At 65.5% G+C, this 18,768-nt stretch carries 13 protein-coding genes; 6 read left to right on the top strand and 7 right to left on the bottom strand.

The annotated features are described in order from the left end of the window. Nucleotides 1-160 precede the first annotated feature (160 nt). Nucleotides 161-931 (bottom strand): IclR family transcriptional regulator, encoded by a 771-nt coding sequence (locus V3314_RS14110; protein WP_085601375.1) that lies wholly within the window; start codon nucleotides 929-931, stop codon nucleotides 161-163. 155 nt (nucleotides 932-1,086) lie between these two features. On the opposite strand from V3314_RS14110, the gene V3314_RS14105 reads away from it, so the two are divergent. The 5 genes from V3314_RS14105 to V3314_RS14085 all read left to right on the top strand — a co-directional run bounded on the left by V3314_RS14105 (nucleotide 1,087) and on the right by V3314_RS14085 (nucleotide 7,169). Continuing rightward, on the top strand, nucleotides 1,087-1,896 hold the full coding sequence (locus V3314_RS14105; RefSeq protein ID WP_046613950.1) for a shikimate dehydrogenase: 810 nt from the start codon (nucleotides 1,087-1,089) through the stop codon (nucleotides 1,894-1,896). Between the two features lie 4 nt (nucleotides 1,897-1,900). Next, on the top strand, nucleotides 1,901-3,634 hold the full coding sequence (locus tag V3314_RS14100; RefSeq protein WP_153670583.1) for an FAD-dependent oxidoreductase: 1,734 nt from the start codon (nucleotides 1,901-1,903) through the stop codon (nucleotides 3,632-3,634). Then, nucleotides 3,619-3,939 (top strand): NIPSNAP family protein, encoded by a 321-nt coding sequence (locus V3314_RS14095; RefSeq protein ID WP_046613952.1) that lies wholly within the window; start codon nucleotides 3,619-3,621, stop codon nucleotides 3,937-3,939. Before V3314_RS14100 ends, V3314_RS14095 begins: the two co-directional genes overlap by 16 nt. A gap of 34 nt (nucleotides 3,940-3,973) precedes the next feature. Further along, a complete protein-coding gene (locus tag V3314_RS14090; protein WP_338459135.1) occupies nucleotides 3,974-5,653 on the top strand; it encodes an FAD-dependent oxidoreductase in 1,680 nt (559 codons plus the stop codon). A 190-nt stretch (nucleotides 5,654-5,843) separates the two neighbouring features. Beyond that, nucleotides 5,844-7,169 (top strand): MFS transporter, encoded by a 1,326-nt coding sequence (locus tag V3314_RS14085; RefSeq protein ID WP_338459134.1) that lies wholly within the window; start codon nucleotides 5,844-5,846, stop codon nucleotides 7,167-7,169. A gap of 302 nt (nucleotides 7,170-7,471) precedes the next feature. Here V3314_RS14085 and V3314_RS14080 read toward each other — a convergent pair whose 3' ends face one another. The 3 genes from V3314_RS14080 to V3314_RS14070 form a co-directional block, all read right to left on the bottom strand. Further along, the gene (locus V3314_RS14080; protein ID WP_108480518.1) at nucleotides 7,472-8,287 is read right to left on the bottom strand and encodes a sugar phosphate isomerase/epimerase; all 816 of its coding nucleotides are present in this window, start codon (nucleotides 8,285-8,287) and stop codon (nucleotides 7,472-7,474) included. Between the two features lie 17 nt (nucleotides 8,288-8,304). Then, nucleotides 8,305-9,357 (bottom strand): Gfo/Idh/MocA family oxidoreductase, encoded by a 1,053-nt coding sequence (locus tag V3314_RS14075; RefSeq protein WP_135003012.1) that lies wholly within the window; start codon nucleotides 9,355-9,357, stop codon nucleotides 8,305-8,307. A gap of 139 nt (nucleotides 9,358-9,496) precedes the next feature. After that, a complete protein-coding gene (locus V3314_RS14070; protein WP_046613956.1) occupies nucleotides 9,497-10,273 on the bottom strand; it encodes an IclR family transcriptional regulator in 777 nt (258 codons plus the stop codon). A gap of 194 nt (nucleotides 10,274-10,467) precedes the next feature. Here V3314_RS14070 and V3314_RS14065 point away from each other — a divergent pair, with 194 nt between their 5' ends. Further along, complete coding sequence (locus tag V3314_RS14065) at nucleotides 10,468-12,180, top strand: FAD-dependent oxidoreductase (protein ID WP_046613957.1); 1,713 nt, start codon at nucleotides 10,468-10,470, stop codon at nucleotides 12,178-12,180. 352 nt (nucleotides 12,181-12,532) lie between these two features. Here the strand turns inward: V3314_RS14065 and V3314_RS14060 are convergent, their stop codons facing one another. The 3 genes from V3314_RS14060 to V3314_RS14050 all read right to left on the bottom strand — a co-directional run bounded on the left by V3314_RS14060 (nucleotide 12,533) and on the right by V3314_RS14050 (nucleotide 18,739). Then, nucleotides 12,533-15,418 (bottom strand): HD domain-containing phosphohydrolase, encoded by a 2,886-nt coding sequence (locus tag V3314_RS14060; RefSeq protein ID WP_338459133.1) that lies wholly within the window; start codon nucleotides 15,416-15,418, stop codon nucleotides 12,533-12,535. 267 nt (nucleotides 15,419-15,685) lie between these two features. Further along, complete coding sequence (locus V3314_RS14055; RefSeq protein WP_338459132.1) at nucleotides 15,686-17,179, bottom strand: aldehyde dehydrogenase; 1,494 nt, start codon at nucleotides 17,177-17,179, stop codon at nucleotides 15,686-15,688. Nucleotides 17,180-17,356: 177 nt separating this feature from the next. Continuing rightward, nucleotides 17,357-18,739, bottom strand: a complete 1,383-nt coding sequence (locus V3314_RS14050) for an aspartate aminotransferase family protein (protein ID WP_153670578.1) — start codon at nucleotides 18,737-18,739, stop codon at nucleotides 17,357-17,359. Nucleotides 18,740-18,768: the final 29 nt, after the last annotated feature.

Here is an 18,768-nt window from a genome sequence, read left to right as displayed (position 1 = left end):
TTAGCCGCGAAGAATCCAGCGCGGTGCATGGCACCGGCTGCGCCGGTGTTCGCGGCTGAAGCCGCTCCCACAGGGTCCCGGCTAGCTCAATGAATCATGTTCAGTTCTATGAGATCCAGTTTCCCGGGAAGAAGGCAACACGCCTCCAAACCCTAACACCTCAATCCAGCACCGGCCGCAACAACGCCTGCGCCTCGTACAGGGTCGGCAGATACCGCAAGCGTATTTCATCCACACTCAACCGCGAAGCATGGGTGGTGATGGTCAATGTCGCTTTCAGCCGGCCGGCCCGGTCCAGCAGTGGCACACCCAGCACCCGCATGCCGACTTCATACTCCTGGTCCACGATACAGAACCCTTGCTCCCTCACCCGCAGCAACTCCGCCTCCAGTTGCAACCGGTCCGTCTGCGTATAAGGCGTCAACCCCCGCAGCGGGTTACGCGCAAAGTAGGCATCCCGTTCTCCCTCATCCAGCCAGGCCAGCCAGACACGCCCGCCGGCGGTGCAATACATCGGCACCCGCGAACCCGGCCGGATCGACAACGAGGCCACATGGCTGTAGCGGCTGCGTACCAGGTGGATGATCTCGTCACCATCACGGGTACCCACCGACACATGCTCCTGCGTCTGCCTCGCCACCTGCTCGACGATCGGCCGCAGCATGCGCGGTAATTGCGCCGAGTCCACATACGCCTGGCCGAGGCGCAGCGCCTTGGGCGTAAGCCAGTACTCACGGCTGTCGGTTTCGGCAAACCCTTCGTGCACCAAGGTCAACAGAAACCGCCGCGCGGCACTGGGGGTAAGGCCGGATAGCCTGGCCGCCTGCGGCACGCTCAGGCGCGGCTGCTCGGCGCTGAACAGCTGCATGAGCGCCAGGCCTTTCTGCAAGCCGGCGATCAAGTCACGAGGATGGATAGCGGGGGTGTTCATCTATTCGACTCGCAAGCAGGGCAAAAACAGCCGATTACCGCGATAACCGGATCAAGGATGCGATTATCGCATTAAACGCCCGATCAGCGCATTGCTGCCAACGCCCCCCTTGCCTCACCCTTGGCCTCCATAACAACGCCAATAAGGAGGTCAGCATGATTCGTGGTTCCACTGAACTGGTCGCCATCGTCGGTTCGCCCATTGCCCAGGTGAAGTCCCCGGACAACTTCAACACCTGGTTCGCCAACAACAACTGCAACCTGGCCATGCTGCCCATCGACCTGCATGAGGCTGCACTGGATACCTTCGCCGGTACCCTGCGCGGCTGGCAGAACCTGCGTGGGTGCGTGGTCACCGTGCCATACAAGCAGGCCCTGGCCAGCCGCCTTGATGGCCTGAGCGAACGTGCAGCCGCGCTGGGCTCGGTCAATGTGATTCGCCGTGAGCGTGACGGTCGCCTGCTGGGCGACAACGTGGACGGCGCCGGCTTCCTCGGTGCTGCGCGCAAACATGGTTTCGAGCCGGCAGGCAAGCGGGCACTGGTGATCGGTTGTGGCGGGGTCGGCAGTGCCATTGCCTATGCACTGGGCGAGGCCGGCATCGCCAGCGTCACCCTCAGCGACCCCAGCACCGCACGCGTGGGCGCTGTTTGCGAGCTGCTCGGCAATGCCTTCCCCAAGGTCGAACTCGCCACCCGGGTCGACGGGCTGGAAGGCTTCGACCTGCTGGTCAACGCCTCCCCTGTCGGCATGGGCGGTAGCGCGGAGCTGCCGCTGCCTGCCGCCCTGCTCGCCACCTTGCAGCCCGAAACCCTGGTCGCCGACGTGGTCACCTCGCCCGAGATCACCCCACTGCTCAACCGGGCACGCCAGGTTGGCTGCACAGTCCAGACCGGCCCGGAAATGGCCTTCGCCCAACTCGGGCACCTGGGCGCCTTCATGGGCGTCACGCCGCTGGAGATCTGAAGCCATGCCGACGCATGAACATGCGCAACACAACTTTGACCTGGTCGTGCTGGGCAGTGGCGCCGGTGGCTTTACCGCTGCCGCCACGGCCGCGCGCCATGGGCTGAAAGTGCTGGTGGTGGAAAAGGCCGAACACTTTGGCGGCACCTCGGCAATTTCCGGCGGGGCGGTGTGGCTCTACGGTACCGATCAAGCCCGCGCCGCCGGTGCGGTGGACTCCCCCGAGGCCATCCGCACCTACCTCAGGCAGGTCATCGGCGACGGCTACGATCCCGCCCTGGCCGACGCCTTCATCGAGCATGGCCACCAGGCGCTGCGCTGGCTGGAGCAGAACACCGAACTGCGCTATGCCCTGCGCCCGCACTCGCCGGACTATTATCCGGACGCCCCGGGTGCCACCCAGTTTGGCCGGGCGCTGGAAATGGTCGAGTACGACGGCAAGCAGCTCGGGCAGCACTTCAAGAACCTGAAGATGCCGCCGCCCGGCATGCTGCTGTTTGGCGGCATGATGGTCAACCGCGTGGATATCCAGCATTTTCTCAGTATCCGCCGCTCGCCCCGGTCGCTGTGGCATTGTCTGAAGCTGATGGCGCGTTATGCGCGGGACCGCCTGAGCCACCCGCGCGGCACGCGGCTTACCACCGGCAACGCCTTGATCGCCCGCCTGGCCAGCAGCGCCTTCGCCCATGGCACGCAGCTGTGGTTACGCAGCGAAGCCCTGGAACTGATCGTCGAACGCGGCGTGGTCACCGGCGTGGTGGTGCAACGCGAAGGGCGCCGTGAGCGGGTGCTGGCGCGGGGCGGAGTGGTGTGCGCCATGGGCGGGTTCGCTGCAGGCGCGCTCGCCGACAGCTACCGGCCGGCCCGGCAAGCGCCGCACCTGACCATGTCACCGCCCACCAATGACGGCGCTGCCCTGCGCCTTGGCCAAGCCGTGGCAGCAGCCCAGGGCGAAGGCCTGGTGGCCAACTTCTTCTGGGCACCGGTTTCCGAATTGCGGCATGCCAGTGGCGAGCATGAACGCTTCCCGCACCTGGTCACCGACCGCGCCAAACCAGGCGTGATCGCGGTGAGCCCGGACGGGCGACGCTTCGTCAACGAATCCGATTCCTACCACCACTTCGTGCAGACCATGTTCGCCAAAGGCATCGCCAGCTGCTGGCTGGTCTGCGACGCCGAGGCGATGAACCGCTACGGCCTGGGCCTGGCGCGGCCAAAGCCGGTGGACAACCAGGCATTGATCGACGCCGGCTACCTGTACCGCGCCGCAACAGCGCAGGCCCTGGCCAAGGCCATTGGCGTCGACCCACAGGTGTTCATGCAGACCCTGGAGCAGTTCAACGCCGACGCACGCAACGGCATCGACCGCGCGTTCGGCAAAGGCGGCAACAGCTACAACCGCTACATGGGCGACCCACAACACATGCCCAACCCATGCCTCGCGCCGCTGACCAGCGGCCCGTTCTACGCCATCCGCATCCACACCGGAGACCTCGGTTCGGCCTGCGGGCTGGTGACCAACGCTCAGGCCAACGTGCTGAACCGCGATGGCCAGCCGATTGCCGGGCTGTATGCAGTCGGCAACGACATGAACTCACTGATGAAAGGCACCTACCCTGGCCCCGGTATCACCCTGGGCCCTGCCCTCACCTTCGGCTGGCTCGCTGCCAACCACATCGCCGCGCGCCTGCAGGCGCCAACCACCCACATGGAGACTCCAGCATGTACTACGAACTGAGAACCTACACCCTCGATCCACTGAAAATGGCCGACTGGCTGAGCCTGTACCAAAGCCACGCGCTGGAGGTGCAACGCGAGCACCTGGGTAACCTGGTCGGCTTTTTCACCAGCGAGTTCGGCGAAGTCAACCAGGTGGTGCATGTCTGGGGCTATGCCAGCCTCGACGAACGCATGGCACGCCGCGCAGCCATGGCAGCGGACCCGCGTTGGGCAGAGTTTTCAAGGCGCAACCGCGAGTTGGGCGCGGTGTTGCACTTGCAGTCACGCCTGCTGCGGCCCACCGGTTTTTCGCCGCTGCAGTAAAACCTCTTCCTCCTACGCCTGAGCGGACCCCAACATGCAACCCCTCGAATGTGACGTACTCGTCATCGGCTCCGGCGCCTCTGGCCTGGCTGCCGCCGTTACTGCCGCCCATCACGGCCTGCAGGTGATCGTCGCGGAAAAAGCCAGCCAGTTGGGCGGCACCAGCGCCTGGTCGGGGGGCTGGCTGTGGATACCGCGCAACCCGCTGGCCATTGCCGAAGGCATCGTCGAGACCGACGATGCCCCGGAGCGCTACCTGCGTGAGCAAACCCACGTCAGCGAACTGGACCCGCGCCAGCGCGCCTTCCTGCACCATGGCCCGGAGATGGTGGCGTTCTTCCAGCAACACACCGCCGTACAGTTCCAGTGCGGCAGCCGCATGCCCGACATGCGCGAAGGCGACGGCAGCGCGCGCGGTGGCCGTTCGCTGTGCGCGCTGCCATACGACGGGCGCCTGCTCGGGCCCTGGCTGCACAAGCTGCGCCCACCGCTGGACATCGTCAGCCTGGCCGGCATGGGCATTGCCGGCGGCGCCGACATGGCCGCCTTCTTCAACGCCACGCGCTCGCCCGCGGCCGCGCTGCATGTGGGCAAACGCCTGCTGCGCCATGGTCGCGACCTGCTGCTGCACCGGCGCGGCCTGCACCTGGTCAATGGCAATGCCCTGGTGGCACGGCTGCTGCGCAGCGCCCTGGACCTTGGCGTGACGCTCCTGACCGACAAGCCGGCCAGTCGCCTGCTGGGCGATGGCCGGGTCAGCGGCGCACAGTTTGCCGATGGCCAGATGATCAACGCCCGCCGCGGTGTGGTTTTGGCCTGCGGTGGCTTTGCGCATGATCGCCAGCGCATCGCGCAACTGATGCCGCATGCGCCGGAAGGTACCCAGCATTACTCCGCAGCCCCCAGGGAAAACAGCGGTGACGGCCTGCGCCTGGGCGAACAGGCCGGTGGCCTGGTCCAGGTGACTGCGCCCCATGCGGGTGCCTGGGCACCTGTGTCGCGGGTGCCGCGCAGCGATGGCAGTTTCGGCCATTTCCCGCACTTGATCGATCGTGCCAAGCCCGGTTTCATCGCCGTGCGCTGCGATGGCCGGCGCTTCGTCAACGAGGCAGATTGCTACCACGACTTCATGAACGCGCTGTTCGCCGCCACCCCGCAGGGGGAAGCGCCGGAAGCATGGCTGATCTGCGACCATGCCGCGCAACGTCGCTATGGTATCGGCTGGGCCAAGCCCTTCCCTTTCCCCACCCGCCACTATCAACGCTGCGGTTACCTGCACAGCGGTCGCACGCTGGAGGAACTGGCGCAGCGCTGCGGGATCGACGCCGCGCAGTTGCAGCGCACGGTGAACGGTTTCAACCGCCATGCAGCCCAGGGTGAAGATCCGGTTTTCCGGCGTGGTGTATCGGCCTACAACCGTGCCCAGGGCGAGCCGCTGCAAGCCCCCAATCCATCGCTGCGGCCACTGCTGCACGGTCCGTTCCACGCAGTGAAACTGTTGCCGGGCAGCCTGGGTACCTTCGCCGGCCTGGGCACGGATGCCTCGGCCCGGGTACTGGACCGCCATGCGCGGCCGATCCCCGGGTTGCATGCGGTGGGCAACGACATGGACAGTGTGATGGGCGGGCATTACCCGAGTGGCGGTATTACCTTGGGGCCGGGGATGACATTCGGTTATCTGGCCGCAAGAGCGTTGAGTACCTTGACCACCTGAGTTTACGTTGCCCCTTGCTTCGCCCGCAGGCCCAACGCAAACGTTCGGTAACCGAACACTAGCCCCTACCTCGAATTGACGCTGCCGCCTCCACTGCTCACCATGCACCGGCCTTGCGTGCCCCCTGCCTGGGACTTGGTCACGCACCTGTAGCACCGCAGCTAATACAATTTCAAGAAACGAGCAGTCTATGAACCACTCCAAGATCACCCCCGCCGCCCCCCGGATGCACCAGGGTTCGATCGGCGACAAGCTTCGCGGCGCCTTCGGCGTCGGCAAGACCCGTTGGGGCATGCTCGCCCTGGTGTTCTTCGCCACCACCCTGAACTACATCGACCGTGCCGCGCTCGGCATCATGCAGCCCGTCCTGGCCAAGGAAATGGGCTGGACGGCCATGGACTACGCCAACATCAACTTCTGGTTCCAGGTCGGCTACGCGGTCGGCTTCCTGCTGCAAGGCCGACTGATCGACAAGGTCGGGGTAAAACGCGCGTTCTTCTTCGCCGTGCTGCTGTGGAGCCTGGCCACCGGCGCTCACGGCCTGGCCACCTCGGCGGCTGGCTTCATGGTCTGCCGCTTCATCCTCGGCCTGACCGAGGCCGCCAACTACCCGGCCTGCGTGAAGACAGTGCGCCTGTGGTTCCCGGCTGGCGAACGTGCCATCGCTACCGGCCTGTTCAACGCCGGCACCAACGTCGGTGCCATGGTCACCCCCGCCCTGCTGCCGCTGATTCTGACTGTGTGGGGCTGGCAGGCCGCGTTCATCGCCATGGGCAGCCTGGGCCTGGTGTGGGTGGTGCTGTGGGTGCTGAAGTACTACAACCCTGAAGATCACCCGCGCGTGCGCCAGAGCGAGGTGGAGTACATCCAGCAGGATGACGAGCCCGAGCCGACCCGCGTGCCGTTCAGCCGCATCCTGCGCCTGCGTGGCACCTGGGCGTTCGCGGTGGCTTACGCGATTACCGCACCGGTGTTCTGGTTCTATTTGTACTGGCTGCCACCGTTCCTCAACCAGCAGTACAGCCTGGGCATCAACGTGACCCAGATGGGTATCCCGCTGATCATCATCTGGCTGACGGCAGACTTCGGCAGCATTGGCGGCGGCATCCTGTCTTCCTGGCTCATCGGCCGTGGCGTGCGCGCTACCACGGCGCGGCTGGTGTCGATGCTGATCTTCGCCTGCACCATGGTCAGCGTCATCTTTGCCGCCAACGCCAGTGGCCTGTGGGTCGCGGTGGCGGCCATCTCGCTGGCGGTGGGCGCACACCAGGCATGGACGGCGAATATCTGGAGCCTGGTGATGGACTACACGCCCAAGCACCTGGTGAGCACGGTGTTCGGTTTCGGCAGCATGTGCGCTGCGATTGGCGGGATGTTCATGACGCAGATTGTCGGTAGCGTGCTGACCGCTACCAACAACAACTATGCCGTGTTGTTCACCATGATCCCGGCGATGTACTTCCTGGCGCTGGTGTGGATGTACTTCATGGCGCCGCGCAAGATCGAGAGCGCCTGAACGCGCTAGCCTCTTACCTCTACGGGGCCCTTGCGGGCCCTTTTTTTGGCCAGTCAGCAATCAGTAATTTGCCTGCCCGGCCTCATCGCCGGCAAGCCAGCTCCCACAGGTACAGCGTTGCTCTCGAGGTTGTCGCTGTACCTGTGGGAGCTGGCTTGCCGGCGATAGGGCCATCAGCCTCACCGCAAATCTGCAGCTCCCACAAGGCACCTGCCAGGTCAGTGAATCATGTGCAGCTCTGTGGGAGCGGGCATGCCCGCGAACACGGGCGGTAGCCCGTGCCATGCGCCGCATTCGATAAATCAGACTCTGGCCAACACTGCCATGGCCTTCTCCAGCGCCATGCGCGCACGCTGTTCGCCGCTTACGCCCTGTTCCAGCAACTGCCGCGTGGGGATCTCCAGGCTCAACGGCACACTGGGCGGCAAGCCGCGCAGCAGGCCGACCAGGTCGGCATCGCCCTCGCCCGGGAAGCGCCGCTCGTTGCGTGCCTGGCGCAGGATCTCGTCCATGTCGGCCGGCACCGGGCCGGCAACGTCGCACAGCTGGGCATAGCGCATGCGCTGCGGCGCCAGCTGCGCCAGATCGCCCAGCGAAGAGCCGGAGCGGTTGAAGTGGAAGGCATCCACCAGCACACAACCATTGGCACGGTCAGCGTTGGCCACCACCCGCATGGCCTGGCGCAGGTCACGCACATCAGTCCAGGGCATGAACTCCAGATGCGGATGAATGCCATACCCCGCCGCCAGGTCACACAACGCAGCAAAGCGCTCGGTCAGCCGCGCTTCATCCGGGTCGTTGCCAGCCACCAGCAGCTCCGTGCCGCCCAGCTCGGCACCCACTGCCAGGATCGGTTCGAAATCGGCGACACAGGTTTCCGGCTTCAGCCGCAATATTTCGAGGTCGAGCACCCTGATGCCCGTGTCGCGCAGGCGCGCCTGGGTCTGCCGGCGCAGGCCGGCATCGTCCACCAGCGGAAAATGCTGTTCCTGCTCGGTGGCGGGCACCAGGCGCAGGCCTACGTGGCTGTACCCGGCGCGGGCTGCTGCCTCGACCATGTCCGGGGGTGGCAGCTCGAGTACCGTCAGGGCCGCCAGGGAGAAAATTCGATCAGTCATTATCGTCACCAGGCAAGTCAGGCAATGTGCTCGGGCGCACAGGCCCGGCCAGTTTCCGCTGCCTGGCGGATCGCCTCGATCAGCGCCAGGGTACGACCACCGTCGGCGGCATCGATCAGCGGCGCCTGTTCACCCCGGGCAACCCGCACGAAGTGTTGCAACTGCAAGGTCAATGCCTCGCCGGCGGGGATGCTTTCCTCGCTCTGCAACAACGGAGTGTGCCAGCCCGACCCGACCTCGGCGTAGTGCCAGCGCTTGAGTTGCGGAATGCTCAGGGCCCCTTGGGTGCCGGCCAGCAGGTAGCACGGTTGGCCATCCTGACGCGGATAGACCGGGCTTTCGCCGGAGTCCAGCTCCCAACTCCATGGCGCGGCCACCGCGTCGGAGCCAGTCAGGCTGCCCAATGCACCATTGGCAAACTGCAGTAGCACCGCGGCGCTGTCTTCGTTGGCAAAACCGCGCACATCGTTGCGGGTGAATGCCTGCACCTGCACCACCTCGCCGCACAGGTGGCGCAGCAGGTCCAGGTCATGGATCAGGTTGGTCAGCAAGAAGCCAGCACCCGGCTCGCGTCGCCAGGGGGTTTCGAAATAGCTGTCGGGCTTTTGCAACTGCCACAGTGCGGTGACGTTGATCAGCCGGCCCAGCTTGCCGTCGGCGATCACCTGGTGAGCCTTGGCGATCAGTGGGTTGTGCCGGCGGTGATGGCCCACCAGCACCGGCACATTGTGGCGGCGCGAGGCTTCCACCAGCGCGCGGACTTCATCCAGGTGCACACCCACCGGTTTCTCGACCAGCACCGGTACACCGGCCTCGACGCAGTCGAGGGCAGTGGCGACATGCAGGTTGTTCGGGTTGGCAATGATCACTGCCTCGGGGCGCGCGTGCTCCAGCATCTGGCGGTGGTCGGCAAAACAGGGCACGCCGCATTCGGCGGCAAAGGCCTCGGCCTGGGGGCCCGGGTCGGCCACAGCGCACAGCTGGGCCTGCGGCACATTTAGCAGATGCTGGTAATGCTGGCGGCCCATGATGCCGGCGCCGATCAAGGCAATACGTAGGGGTGCGTTCAACAGCCTGTCCTCTTGTCATTGTTGTAATGCAGTTTCCGGAACTCAATTCCACATTCCGCATTGAACAATTTAGAACCAGGTTCAGCTTTTCAGAAGAAGCCGCAGAACACAGTGTGCGGTAATCGACCGGAAATGCACTTCAGGCGAACAATTCACTGGCCCGGCTGGCCGCCGACAGCTCCTCCGCCGCCGCCAGCAACAGCGGCGCCAGGTCTGCCAGGCGGCTTTGTGCCAGGCGCGCACTGGGCCCGGCGATGCTCAGCACACCGATCACCTCGTCGCTTTGCGGGCGGCGCACCACCGCAGCCAGGGCCGAGGTGCCAATGGCCGAGGTTTCCTCGACCCAGGCGTAACCGCGCTCGCGAGCGCGGCGCAGGTAGGTGAGCAATTCGTCGGTGGAGCGCGGCGCATTCGGGCCGAACTGCGCCGGGTCGGCAATGCCCTGGCGCAACACCATCTGCAGCGCCCGCTCATCGTCCAGGCTGGCCAGCCAGGCATGCCCGGACGCGGTATAGAACAGCGGTGCGTCACGGCCCATGTCCGGGTCGTAGCGCAGACCGGAGCGGGCGCCCTGGGACTTGGCGATCCAGGTCTGGCGGGCACCATCGATCACGCCAAGGCGCACCAGTTCGCCGCTGTCCTGGGCCAGGCGGTCAAGAATCGGCTGGATGATGTCGGCACCACTGCTGGCCAGGTAACGGAAGCCCAGCGCCACCAGCTTGGCCGACAGCTGGTAGCGGCTGTTGTCACGGTTCTGCCGCACATAGCCCAGCCGCACCAGCTCGGTGAGCATGCGATGGGTGGCGCTCTTGGGGATGTCCAGGCGCTCGGCCAGGGTTTGCAGCGGCAGCCCCTGCGGCTCGCCGGTAAGGCTTTCTACAAGACTGAAGGCGCGTTCGATCTGACTACCAGCCATGACACAGGTCCCTGAAATTTTTGCGAATTCTAGAAGATGATTCCACACCGCCGATAGCGGCCGCAGCCCGGGCAACACGAACTGTCCGGTTATCGCCCATTACTTGCCCACCAATGCCGCCACGCCCTTGCAGGCCGACTCCCTGCCAATAAGAATGTGGAACCTTGTTCCAATAACAATACAGGAATCCCGCAATGCCTTCCGCTCCCTACGAAACCGAATGCGATGTACTGGTCATAGGTTCTGGTGCCGCCGGGCTGGCTGCGGCCGTGACGGCTGCCTGGCACGGGCAGAAGGTGATCGTGGTGGAGAAGGAGCCAGTGTTCGGCGGTGCCACCGCCTGGTCCGGCGGCTGGGCCTGGGTACCGCGCAACCCGCTGGCACGCCGGGCCGGCATCGAGGAAGACATCGAGCAGCCGCGTACCTATCTGCGCAACGAACTGGGGGCGTACTACAACGCAGAACGCGTCGACGCCTTCCTCGAAGCCTGCCCGCACATGGTGGCGTTTTTCGAAAAGCACACGGCGCTGCAGTTTGCCGACGGCAACGGCATCCCCGACATGCATGGCGACACACCGGGAGCGGCCCAGGGAGGGCACCAGGTGATTGCCGCGCCCTATGACGCGCGCGAGGTCGGTGCGCTGCTGCCACGCCTGCGCAAGACCATGCGCGAAACCTCGTTCATGGGCATGCCGATAATGGCAGGTGCCGACCTTGCCGCGTTCCTCAACATGACCCGCTCGCCAAAGGCCTTGCTGCACGTGTGCAAACGCTTCGGCCGCCACCTGTACCACCTCGTCCGGTATGGCCGGGCGATGCACCTGGTCAACGGCGTGGCGCTGGTGGCCCGCCTGGCCAGGTCGGCGCAGGATTTGGGCGTGCGCCTGCAAGAGTCGGCACCGGCCAAACGCCTGCTGGTCGAGGATGGCCAGGTGCGGGGGGCGCTGGTGGCGACACCGCAGGGCGAGCAGTTGGTCCGTGCCAAGGCCGTGGTACTGGCGGCGGGTGGGTTCCCCAACGACAACGCCCGCCGCCGGCAACTGTTCCCGCGCGATGCCAGCGGCCACGACAACCTGGCCCTGCCCCCCAAGGGTTGCTCGGGCGACGGCCTGCGCCTGGGCGAGTCGGCCGGCGGTGTGGTCGCCACCGACCTGAAGTCGCCGGTGGCCTGGGCACCGGTTTCGCGGGTGCCGCACCGTGACGGCAGCGTCGGCCACTTCCCGCACATCATCGAACGCGGCAAACCGGGCATCATCGGTGTATTGGCCAATGGCAAGCGTTTCGTCAACGAAGCGCATGGCTATTACGACTATGTGTCAGCGATGGTCGCAGCGGTGCCGCAAGGCGAAGAGGTGTGTTCGTGGCTGGTCTGCGACCATCGCTTCCTGCGCCGCTACGGCCTGGGCCATGCCCGCCCGGCGCCGCTGCCGGTGTGGCCGCACGTGCGCAGCGGGTATCTCAAGCAGGGGGCCACCCTCGAGCAGTTGGCTCAGGCCTGCGGCATCGACCCGGCAGGGTTGTGCGCTACGGTCAACGACTTCAACAACCATGCCCGCAACGGCCAGGACCCGGCGTTCGGCCGTGGTTCCACACCGTTCAACCGCAAGCAGGGCGACCCGCAGCACAAGGGGCCAAACCCTTGCGTGGCGCCCATCGAGCAGGGGCCGTTCTATGCGGTGAAGGTGCAGCCCGGCTGCTTTGGCACCTTTGCCGGGCTGCGCACCGACGGCAATGCCCGGGTGCTGGATGAAGCCGGGCAGCCGATTGCTGGCCTGTATGCGGCGGGTACCGACATGGCCAGCGTGTTTGGCGGCTGGTATCCGTCGGGTGGCATCAACCTGGGCCCGGCGTTGACCTTTGGCTATGTGGCCGGGCGGCATATTGCCGGGGCGCAGGGGTATGAATGAGGTGAGCGATCACTGATGGCCGTGCCCTGTTTCTCATGGACGACGCGATTCCTGTAGGAGCGGCGTTGTGTCGCGAAAGGGCCGCAAAGCGGCCCCAGCGATTTTGCAGTGATGCACAGATCGTTGGGGGCGCTTCGCACCCCTTTCGCGGGCACGCCCGCTCCCACAGGTACTGTGCAACTCTTGAGTATGGTGAAGATCCTGTGGGAGCGGGCGTGCCCGCGAAGAGGCCAGAGCAGGCAACACATTACTTCTGCCCTGGTGCAAAGTGCTTCGCCCATTGGGCATCTGCACCTGGATCAAGGTGTCTTCGAAGGAATGGGGAAGGAAGGGGCTGAATCCGATTTTTCGCTCAAGCCGGGCAACGCATCTGCTCCAACCAGTACGCCACGTCCACCTCGTCGATCTGCTCGGCAAGCAGGAACCGCTCGGCATACTGGCGGTATACCCCGCTGCTGAGGAACAGCTCCAGCAGTTGGCCGTCGATGTGCCCGCCACGGGCCATGCCCACCAGGATCTTCACCGACTCGGACAAGGTCTTCGGTGCCTTGTAAGGCCGGTCGGCCGCGGTCAGCGCCTCGAAGATGTCGGCAATCGCCATCACCCGCTCGGCAACGCCCAGGTCCTGCTCGCCCAGCCGGCGCGGGTAGCCACTGCCGTCCATTTTCTCGTGATGGTTGCCAGCGATGTCCGGCACCCGCTTGAGCTGGCGCGGGAACGGCAAGGAGCTGAGCATGATGATGGTCTGCACGATGTGTTCGTTGATCTTGAAGCGTTCCTCATCATTCAGCGTGCCGCGGCGGATCGCCAGGTTGTACAGCTCGCCATGATTGCTGGCGTAGGCCGGCAAGCGCATGTCGAAGCCCCAGCGATTGCGCGGGTCGTCCTTGGCCACCGGTGGCTTGCGGGGGCCCCAGGGCACGAAATGCTCGGGGCGGTCGGCCAGCAGTGGTTCGTCAACCGGTAGCGCGGGCGGAGGCATGTCGGCAAAGCGTTCCGCTTCATCACGGGAGATGCCCAGGCGGTTGTCGAAATGGCGCTGCCAGCAGCGCCGGCCAATCTGCTGCAGGCGTTCGATGTCGGCGTCCTGCATGAACTCGCCGCCGATGTTGGCCTGGGCGACGAAAGCGAAGTCGTCCTGCAGCTGGACCTGGCTGCGCGCCAGGGTGGCTTGCAGCGCCTGCTGGTCGCCACCGCTGGCCAGGCCTTGCCAATAGACCAGCTCGGCATCCCGCCAGAGCACCTCGAAACGCATGCGTACCTCGTGGATACGGTTGTACAAGGTTTCCAGCTTGGTCGCCTTGTCCACCACATACTCAGGGCTGGTGACCTTGCCGCAGTCGTGCAGCCAGGCCGCCACATGGAACTCGTAGCGTTCAGCCGCGCTCATGCTGAAGCTGGCATACGGGCCGGTTTCGGCCGCCACCGCCTGGTCCAGCAGCATTTGCGCCAGTTGTGGCACCCGCTCGCAATGGCCGCCGGTATAGGGGCTCTTGGCATCGATGGCATCGGCCAGCAGCTTGATCATGGCATCCAGCAGGCGTTGCTGGGCTTCGACCAGCTGGCGCGTCTCGATGGCCACCGCTGCCACCCCGGACAGCTCCGCAACAAAGCTGCGAAACGGCTGGCCGGCCTGCTCGTGTGCAGGTCCATCGCCCAGTTGCAGGACCAGGATGCCCAGCAGCGCCTGGCTACGGTCATTCAGCACCAAGGCCAGGCTGTGCTCGGGCAGGCCGAGGGCCTGGGTCACCGCCGTGGCGAGGTGTTGCTGGGCAGTCTCATCCACGGCCAGCTCGCCAGGGTACTGCTCGCCACGGCAGGCCGCGGCCAGGCGCAGCAAGGCGTGTTCGGCATCGAACAGGTAAACCACGCCAGCGTTGGCCCCGGCGGCTTCCACCAGATGGGTCAGCACACCGTCGAGCATGCGCTCCAGGTCGCGCTCGCGGCTGAGCGTGAGGGTAATCGCCTGGAAGCTGCGGATGGTGCCCGACATGCGGCCAAGCACGCGGCTCAGCTCACGCACCTCGGACACCCGCGAGCGCACCCCGACTTCGCGGCTGAAATCAAAGCCGGCCAGGCCTTGCACCTGTTCAGCCAGCAGCCGCAACGGGCGACCGATGCGCCGACCAATCACACCACCGAGCACCAGCAGCACGCTAATCAGGACGGCGGTCCAGAGCAGTTGTTCGAGCAGTACCTTGCGCGCACCGGCCAGCAACTCATGGCCTGGCACGGCGATCAGCACCTGCAGGTCCTGGCCGGCCAGGTTGGTCAGTTGCACACGCATGCCATACCAGGTCTGGCCATCCACCTGATAAGGGTGCGGCCGGGTGCCTTGCGACAGGTTTGCATAAAGGTGCTCCAGGCTGGGAATGCCCAGTTCGCCGATGCGCGACAAGCGCACGGTCTGCCCTTCGTGCACGATGACCCGCTGCAGGTCCGGGTAGGCCACCACGCTGCCCTGGTCGTCGACCACGACGATCTCGGTGCCGGGGGTCATGCGCAGGCCCTGCGTCTCGCTGACCAAGTCGTCGACCGAAACGTCCATGCCAATCACCGCACCGCCGTCGACGCTGCGCTGGGCCATGGTCAGGCCGATCTCGCGGGTGGTGAAGAACACATAGGGGTGGGTCAGCACGGTGGTGGGTTGGGCGCTGGCTTCGACAAACCACGGGCGCGTACGCGGATCGTAGCGGTATTCGGGCTTGGCCCGGGCCTGCAGCAGGTCCAGGGCGTGGTCGTAGAAGCGCCACTCACCCTGCACCGCCCCACCCTCACGGCTGACGCTCTGCACCAGAAATGCCGACCCCGGCGGTGCGGCGAAACGCTGCAGCACCTGCGGGTCACGCAAGCGGCGCACCAGCAGGAAATCACCACTGGGGTAACCCATGTAGGCGGCACTGAGCATGCGGTTGGCGTCCAGCGTCTCGACCAGTTGCGGCAAGCGTTCCAGGCGCTGCGCCGGGGTTTGCGCGGCCGGGTTGTGGGCGAGCAGGCGGATACTGCTTTGCACCGGGTCGATCAGGCGCCGGGCGCGTTCGTCGATGGTCTTGCCAATTTGCTGGGCCGAATCACCCGCTGCGGCCACCAAGGTCTGACGAATGCCGTGATAACCCTGCCAGGCCAGGGCGGCGCCGAGCAGCAACATGCCCAGCACGATGGCGAGTGCCACCAGCCACTGTAGTGAAATGCCACGTCCGGCGTTGCCAGCAGCACGACCATTCGACACGCAGCCCATCTCAGGTACTCCATGTATGGCACATTGCCTTGGCTGATACCCGCAGGAGTGTAGAGGGCGGACGGGCTTTTTGCCGGGCTAGAGAAGAAATTTAGTCTTGCATGGCTCCTCTAGCCAGCACTGGCCCTTGTAGGAGCGGCCTTGTGTCGCGACAGGGCTGCAAAGCAGCCCCGGCAATTTGTGCATCTGTGCTGAAACCCTGGGGCTGCTTTGCAGCCCGTCGCGACACAAGGCCGCTCCTACAGGTCCTGGGTATGCCTTCAGGGTTCAGGCACGCAACTGGTACCAGGTGGTCTTGAGCTGCGAATACTTGTCGAACGAGTGCAGCGACAGGTCGCGGCCAAACCCGGACTGCCTGCCGCCGCCGAATGGCACCGTCACGTCCAGCGCATCGACCGTGTTCACCGACACGGTACCGGCCTTCAACGCCCGCGCCACGCGGTGCACCTGGTTGAAGTCATCGCTCCACACCGACGCCGCCAGCCCATAGATGCTGTCGTTGGCCAGGCGCACGGCCTGCTCTTCACTGTCGAAGGCACTGACCGCCAGCACCGGCCCGAATACCTCCTCCTGGGCCAGGCTCATACGGCCATCGACCCCGGCAAAGATGGTCGGCTCGATGTAATTGTCCGAACCATCGATAGTCAGGCGCCGGCCACCGCACACCAACCGCGCCCCGTCCTGCCCGGCACGGGCGATGGCGGCTTCGATCCGACCAGTCTGCCCGGCATCGACAATCGCACCGGCACGGCTCGCCGGGTCCAGCGGGTTGCCTGGCAGCCACTGGCGGGCCTTGGCCTGCAGGCGCTCGATGAACTCGTCATGGATGGAGCGCTGCACGTACAGCCGCGAGTTGGCCGAGCACACCTCGCCCTGGTTGAAGAAGATGCCGAATGCCGCCTTTTCCGCAGCCAGGTCCAGGTCCTGGCAGTTTTCGAACACCAGGTTGGGGCTCTTGCCGCCGCACTCCAGCCATACCTGCTTGAGGTTGGACCGTGCCGAGTACTGCATGAAGTACTTGCCCACCTGGGTGGAGCCGGTGAACACCAGGCAATCCACGTCCGGGTGCAGGCCCAGCGCCTGCCCGGCCTGCTCGCCCAGGCCCGGCACCACGTTCAGCACGCCCTCCGGTACACCGGCCTGCAGCGCCAGCTGGGCCAGGCGCAGGGCCGAGAACGGTGATTGCTCGGCGGGCTTGAGCACCACGCTGTTGCCGACGGCCAGCGCCGGGGCGAGCTTCCAGGCGGCCATGTCGAGCGGGAAGTTCCACGGCACCACGGCGGCGACCACGCCGAGGGCTTCGCGGGTGATGGTGGCCAGCGCGTTGGGCGCGGTGGGCGCCACCTGGTCGTACAGCTTGTCCAGCGCCTCGCCGTACCAGGCGAACACCTGCGCCGAGCCCGGCACATCGATGTTGTAGGCGTCCATGACCGGCTTGCCCATGTTCAGCGAGTCCAGCAGGGCCAGTTCTTCGCGATGGGCCATGATCAGCTCGGCCAGGCGCAGCAACACTTTCTTGCGCTCCCCCGGTGCCATGCGCGGCCACGGGCCTTGCTCGAAAGCCCTGCGGGCGCTGGCGACGGCCAGGTCGACCTCGGCCTGGCCGCAGGCGGTGACCTGGGCCAGTACGTTGTTGGTGGCGGGGTTGATGGCGGCGAAGGTGGCACCGCCCTGCGCGTTGACGGGCTTGCCGTCGATCAGTGCATTGGCCGGAAGGTAGAGGTCCGAGGCACGTTGTTGCCAGAATTCGAGGGTGTACATTTGTACTCCAGGCGACCGTCGTGGCGGTCTTCTTGCAATTAACAGATACCACACAGTCCGCAAGCACGCCGCACTCCCTCTGTGGGAGCGGGCATGCCCGCGAAACAGGCGACACGGTGGATGGCACCGGCTTCGCCGGTGTTCGCGGGCTTGCCCGCTCCCACAGGGATCAGCGGTCTAGAGCTTGCCGACCAGGCGCGCCGTGCGGTCCACGGCAATGCGGGTCTTCTCCACCAGCTCATCCAGCTCGCCGTGGTTGGCGATCAGCGCCGGCGCCATGATCATCCGGCCCAGGGTGGAGCGAATGATCACCCCTTCCTCGAAACCGAAGGTACGGCACTGCCATGCCAGATCGTTCTCGTTGGCGAAGCGCTTGCGCGTCGGCTTGTGCTCGGCGAACTGCAGCGCCGCCACCAACCCGGCACCCTGCACCTGGCCGATCAACGGGTGGTCGGCAAACACTTCGCGCAGGATGCGCTGCAGGTACGGCCCGGTGTCGTCCTTTACCTGGCGTACGATGCCTTCGTCACGCAGCGCCTTCAGGTTGGCGATGGCCACCGCCGCCGCCACCGGGTGCCCGGAATAGGTCAGGCCGTGGGCGAACACCCCGCCCCGCTCCACCAGCGCCTCGGCAATGCGCTTGCTCAGTACCAGGCCGCCCATGGGCACGTAGCCGCTGGTCAGGCCCTTGGCGATGGACAGGGTGTCGGGCTCGAAGCCGAAGTATTCGTGGGCGAACCATTCGCCAGTGCGGCCAAAGCCGCCGATCACTTCATCAGCACACAGCAGCACGTCGTACTGGCGGCAGATGCGCTGGATCTCGGGCCAGTAGCTTTCCGGCGGGAAGATCATGCCACCCGCGCCCTGGAACGGTTCGGCGATGAAGCCGGCGACGTTCTCGGCACCCAGTTCGAGGATCTTCTCCTCCAGTTGCAGGGCGCAGCGGCGGCCGAACTCGGCCGGGGTCAACTCACCGCCCTCGGCGTACCAGTAAGGTTCGTCGATGTGCGCCACATCCGGGATCAGACCGCCCATTTCGTGCATGAACTTCATGCCGCCCAGCGCCGTGGCGGCCAGGGTCGAGCCGTGGTAACCGTTCCAGCGGCCGATCATGATCTTCTTGTTCGGCTGGCCGACCACCTGCCAGTAGCGGCGCACGGTACGGATCAGCACTTCGTTGGCCTCCGAGCCGGAGTTGGTGTAGATCGCGTGGCTGTAGTGCCCCGGCAACAGGCTGAACAGCAGCTCGGACAGTTCGATCACCGCCGGGTGGGTGGTGTGGAAGAACATGTTGTAGTAGGCCAGCTGGTCCATCTGCGTGGCAGCGGCGGCGGTCAGGTCGCGACGGCCGTAGCCGAGCTGGGTGCACCACAGGCCGGACATGCCGTCCAGGTAGCGCTTGCCCTCGCTGTCCCACAGGTGCAGGCGTTCGCCACCGACGATCACGCGCGGCCCTTCGGCGTTCAGCGCCTTCTGGTCGAGAAAGGCATGGATGTGGTGTGCGGCATCGGAGGCCTGGTAGTCGCGGGTCTGGCGTTGCGGGGCGAAAGGCGCATTCATTGTTGGTTTTCCTTTGCGGTGGGTTGCAG

Source organism: Pseudomonas sp. TE3-3-F2023 (genome assembly GCF_036784815.1).
GTDB classification, from domain to species: Bacteria; Pseudomonadota; Gammaproteobacteria; order Pseudomonadales; family Pseudomonadaceae; genus Aquipseudomonas; species Aquipseudomonas pudica.
Note: the sequence above shows the minus strand (reverse complement) of the source record. Positions and strands in the feature narration are given on the sequence as shown.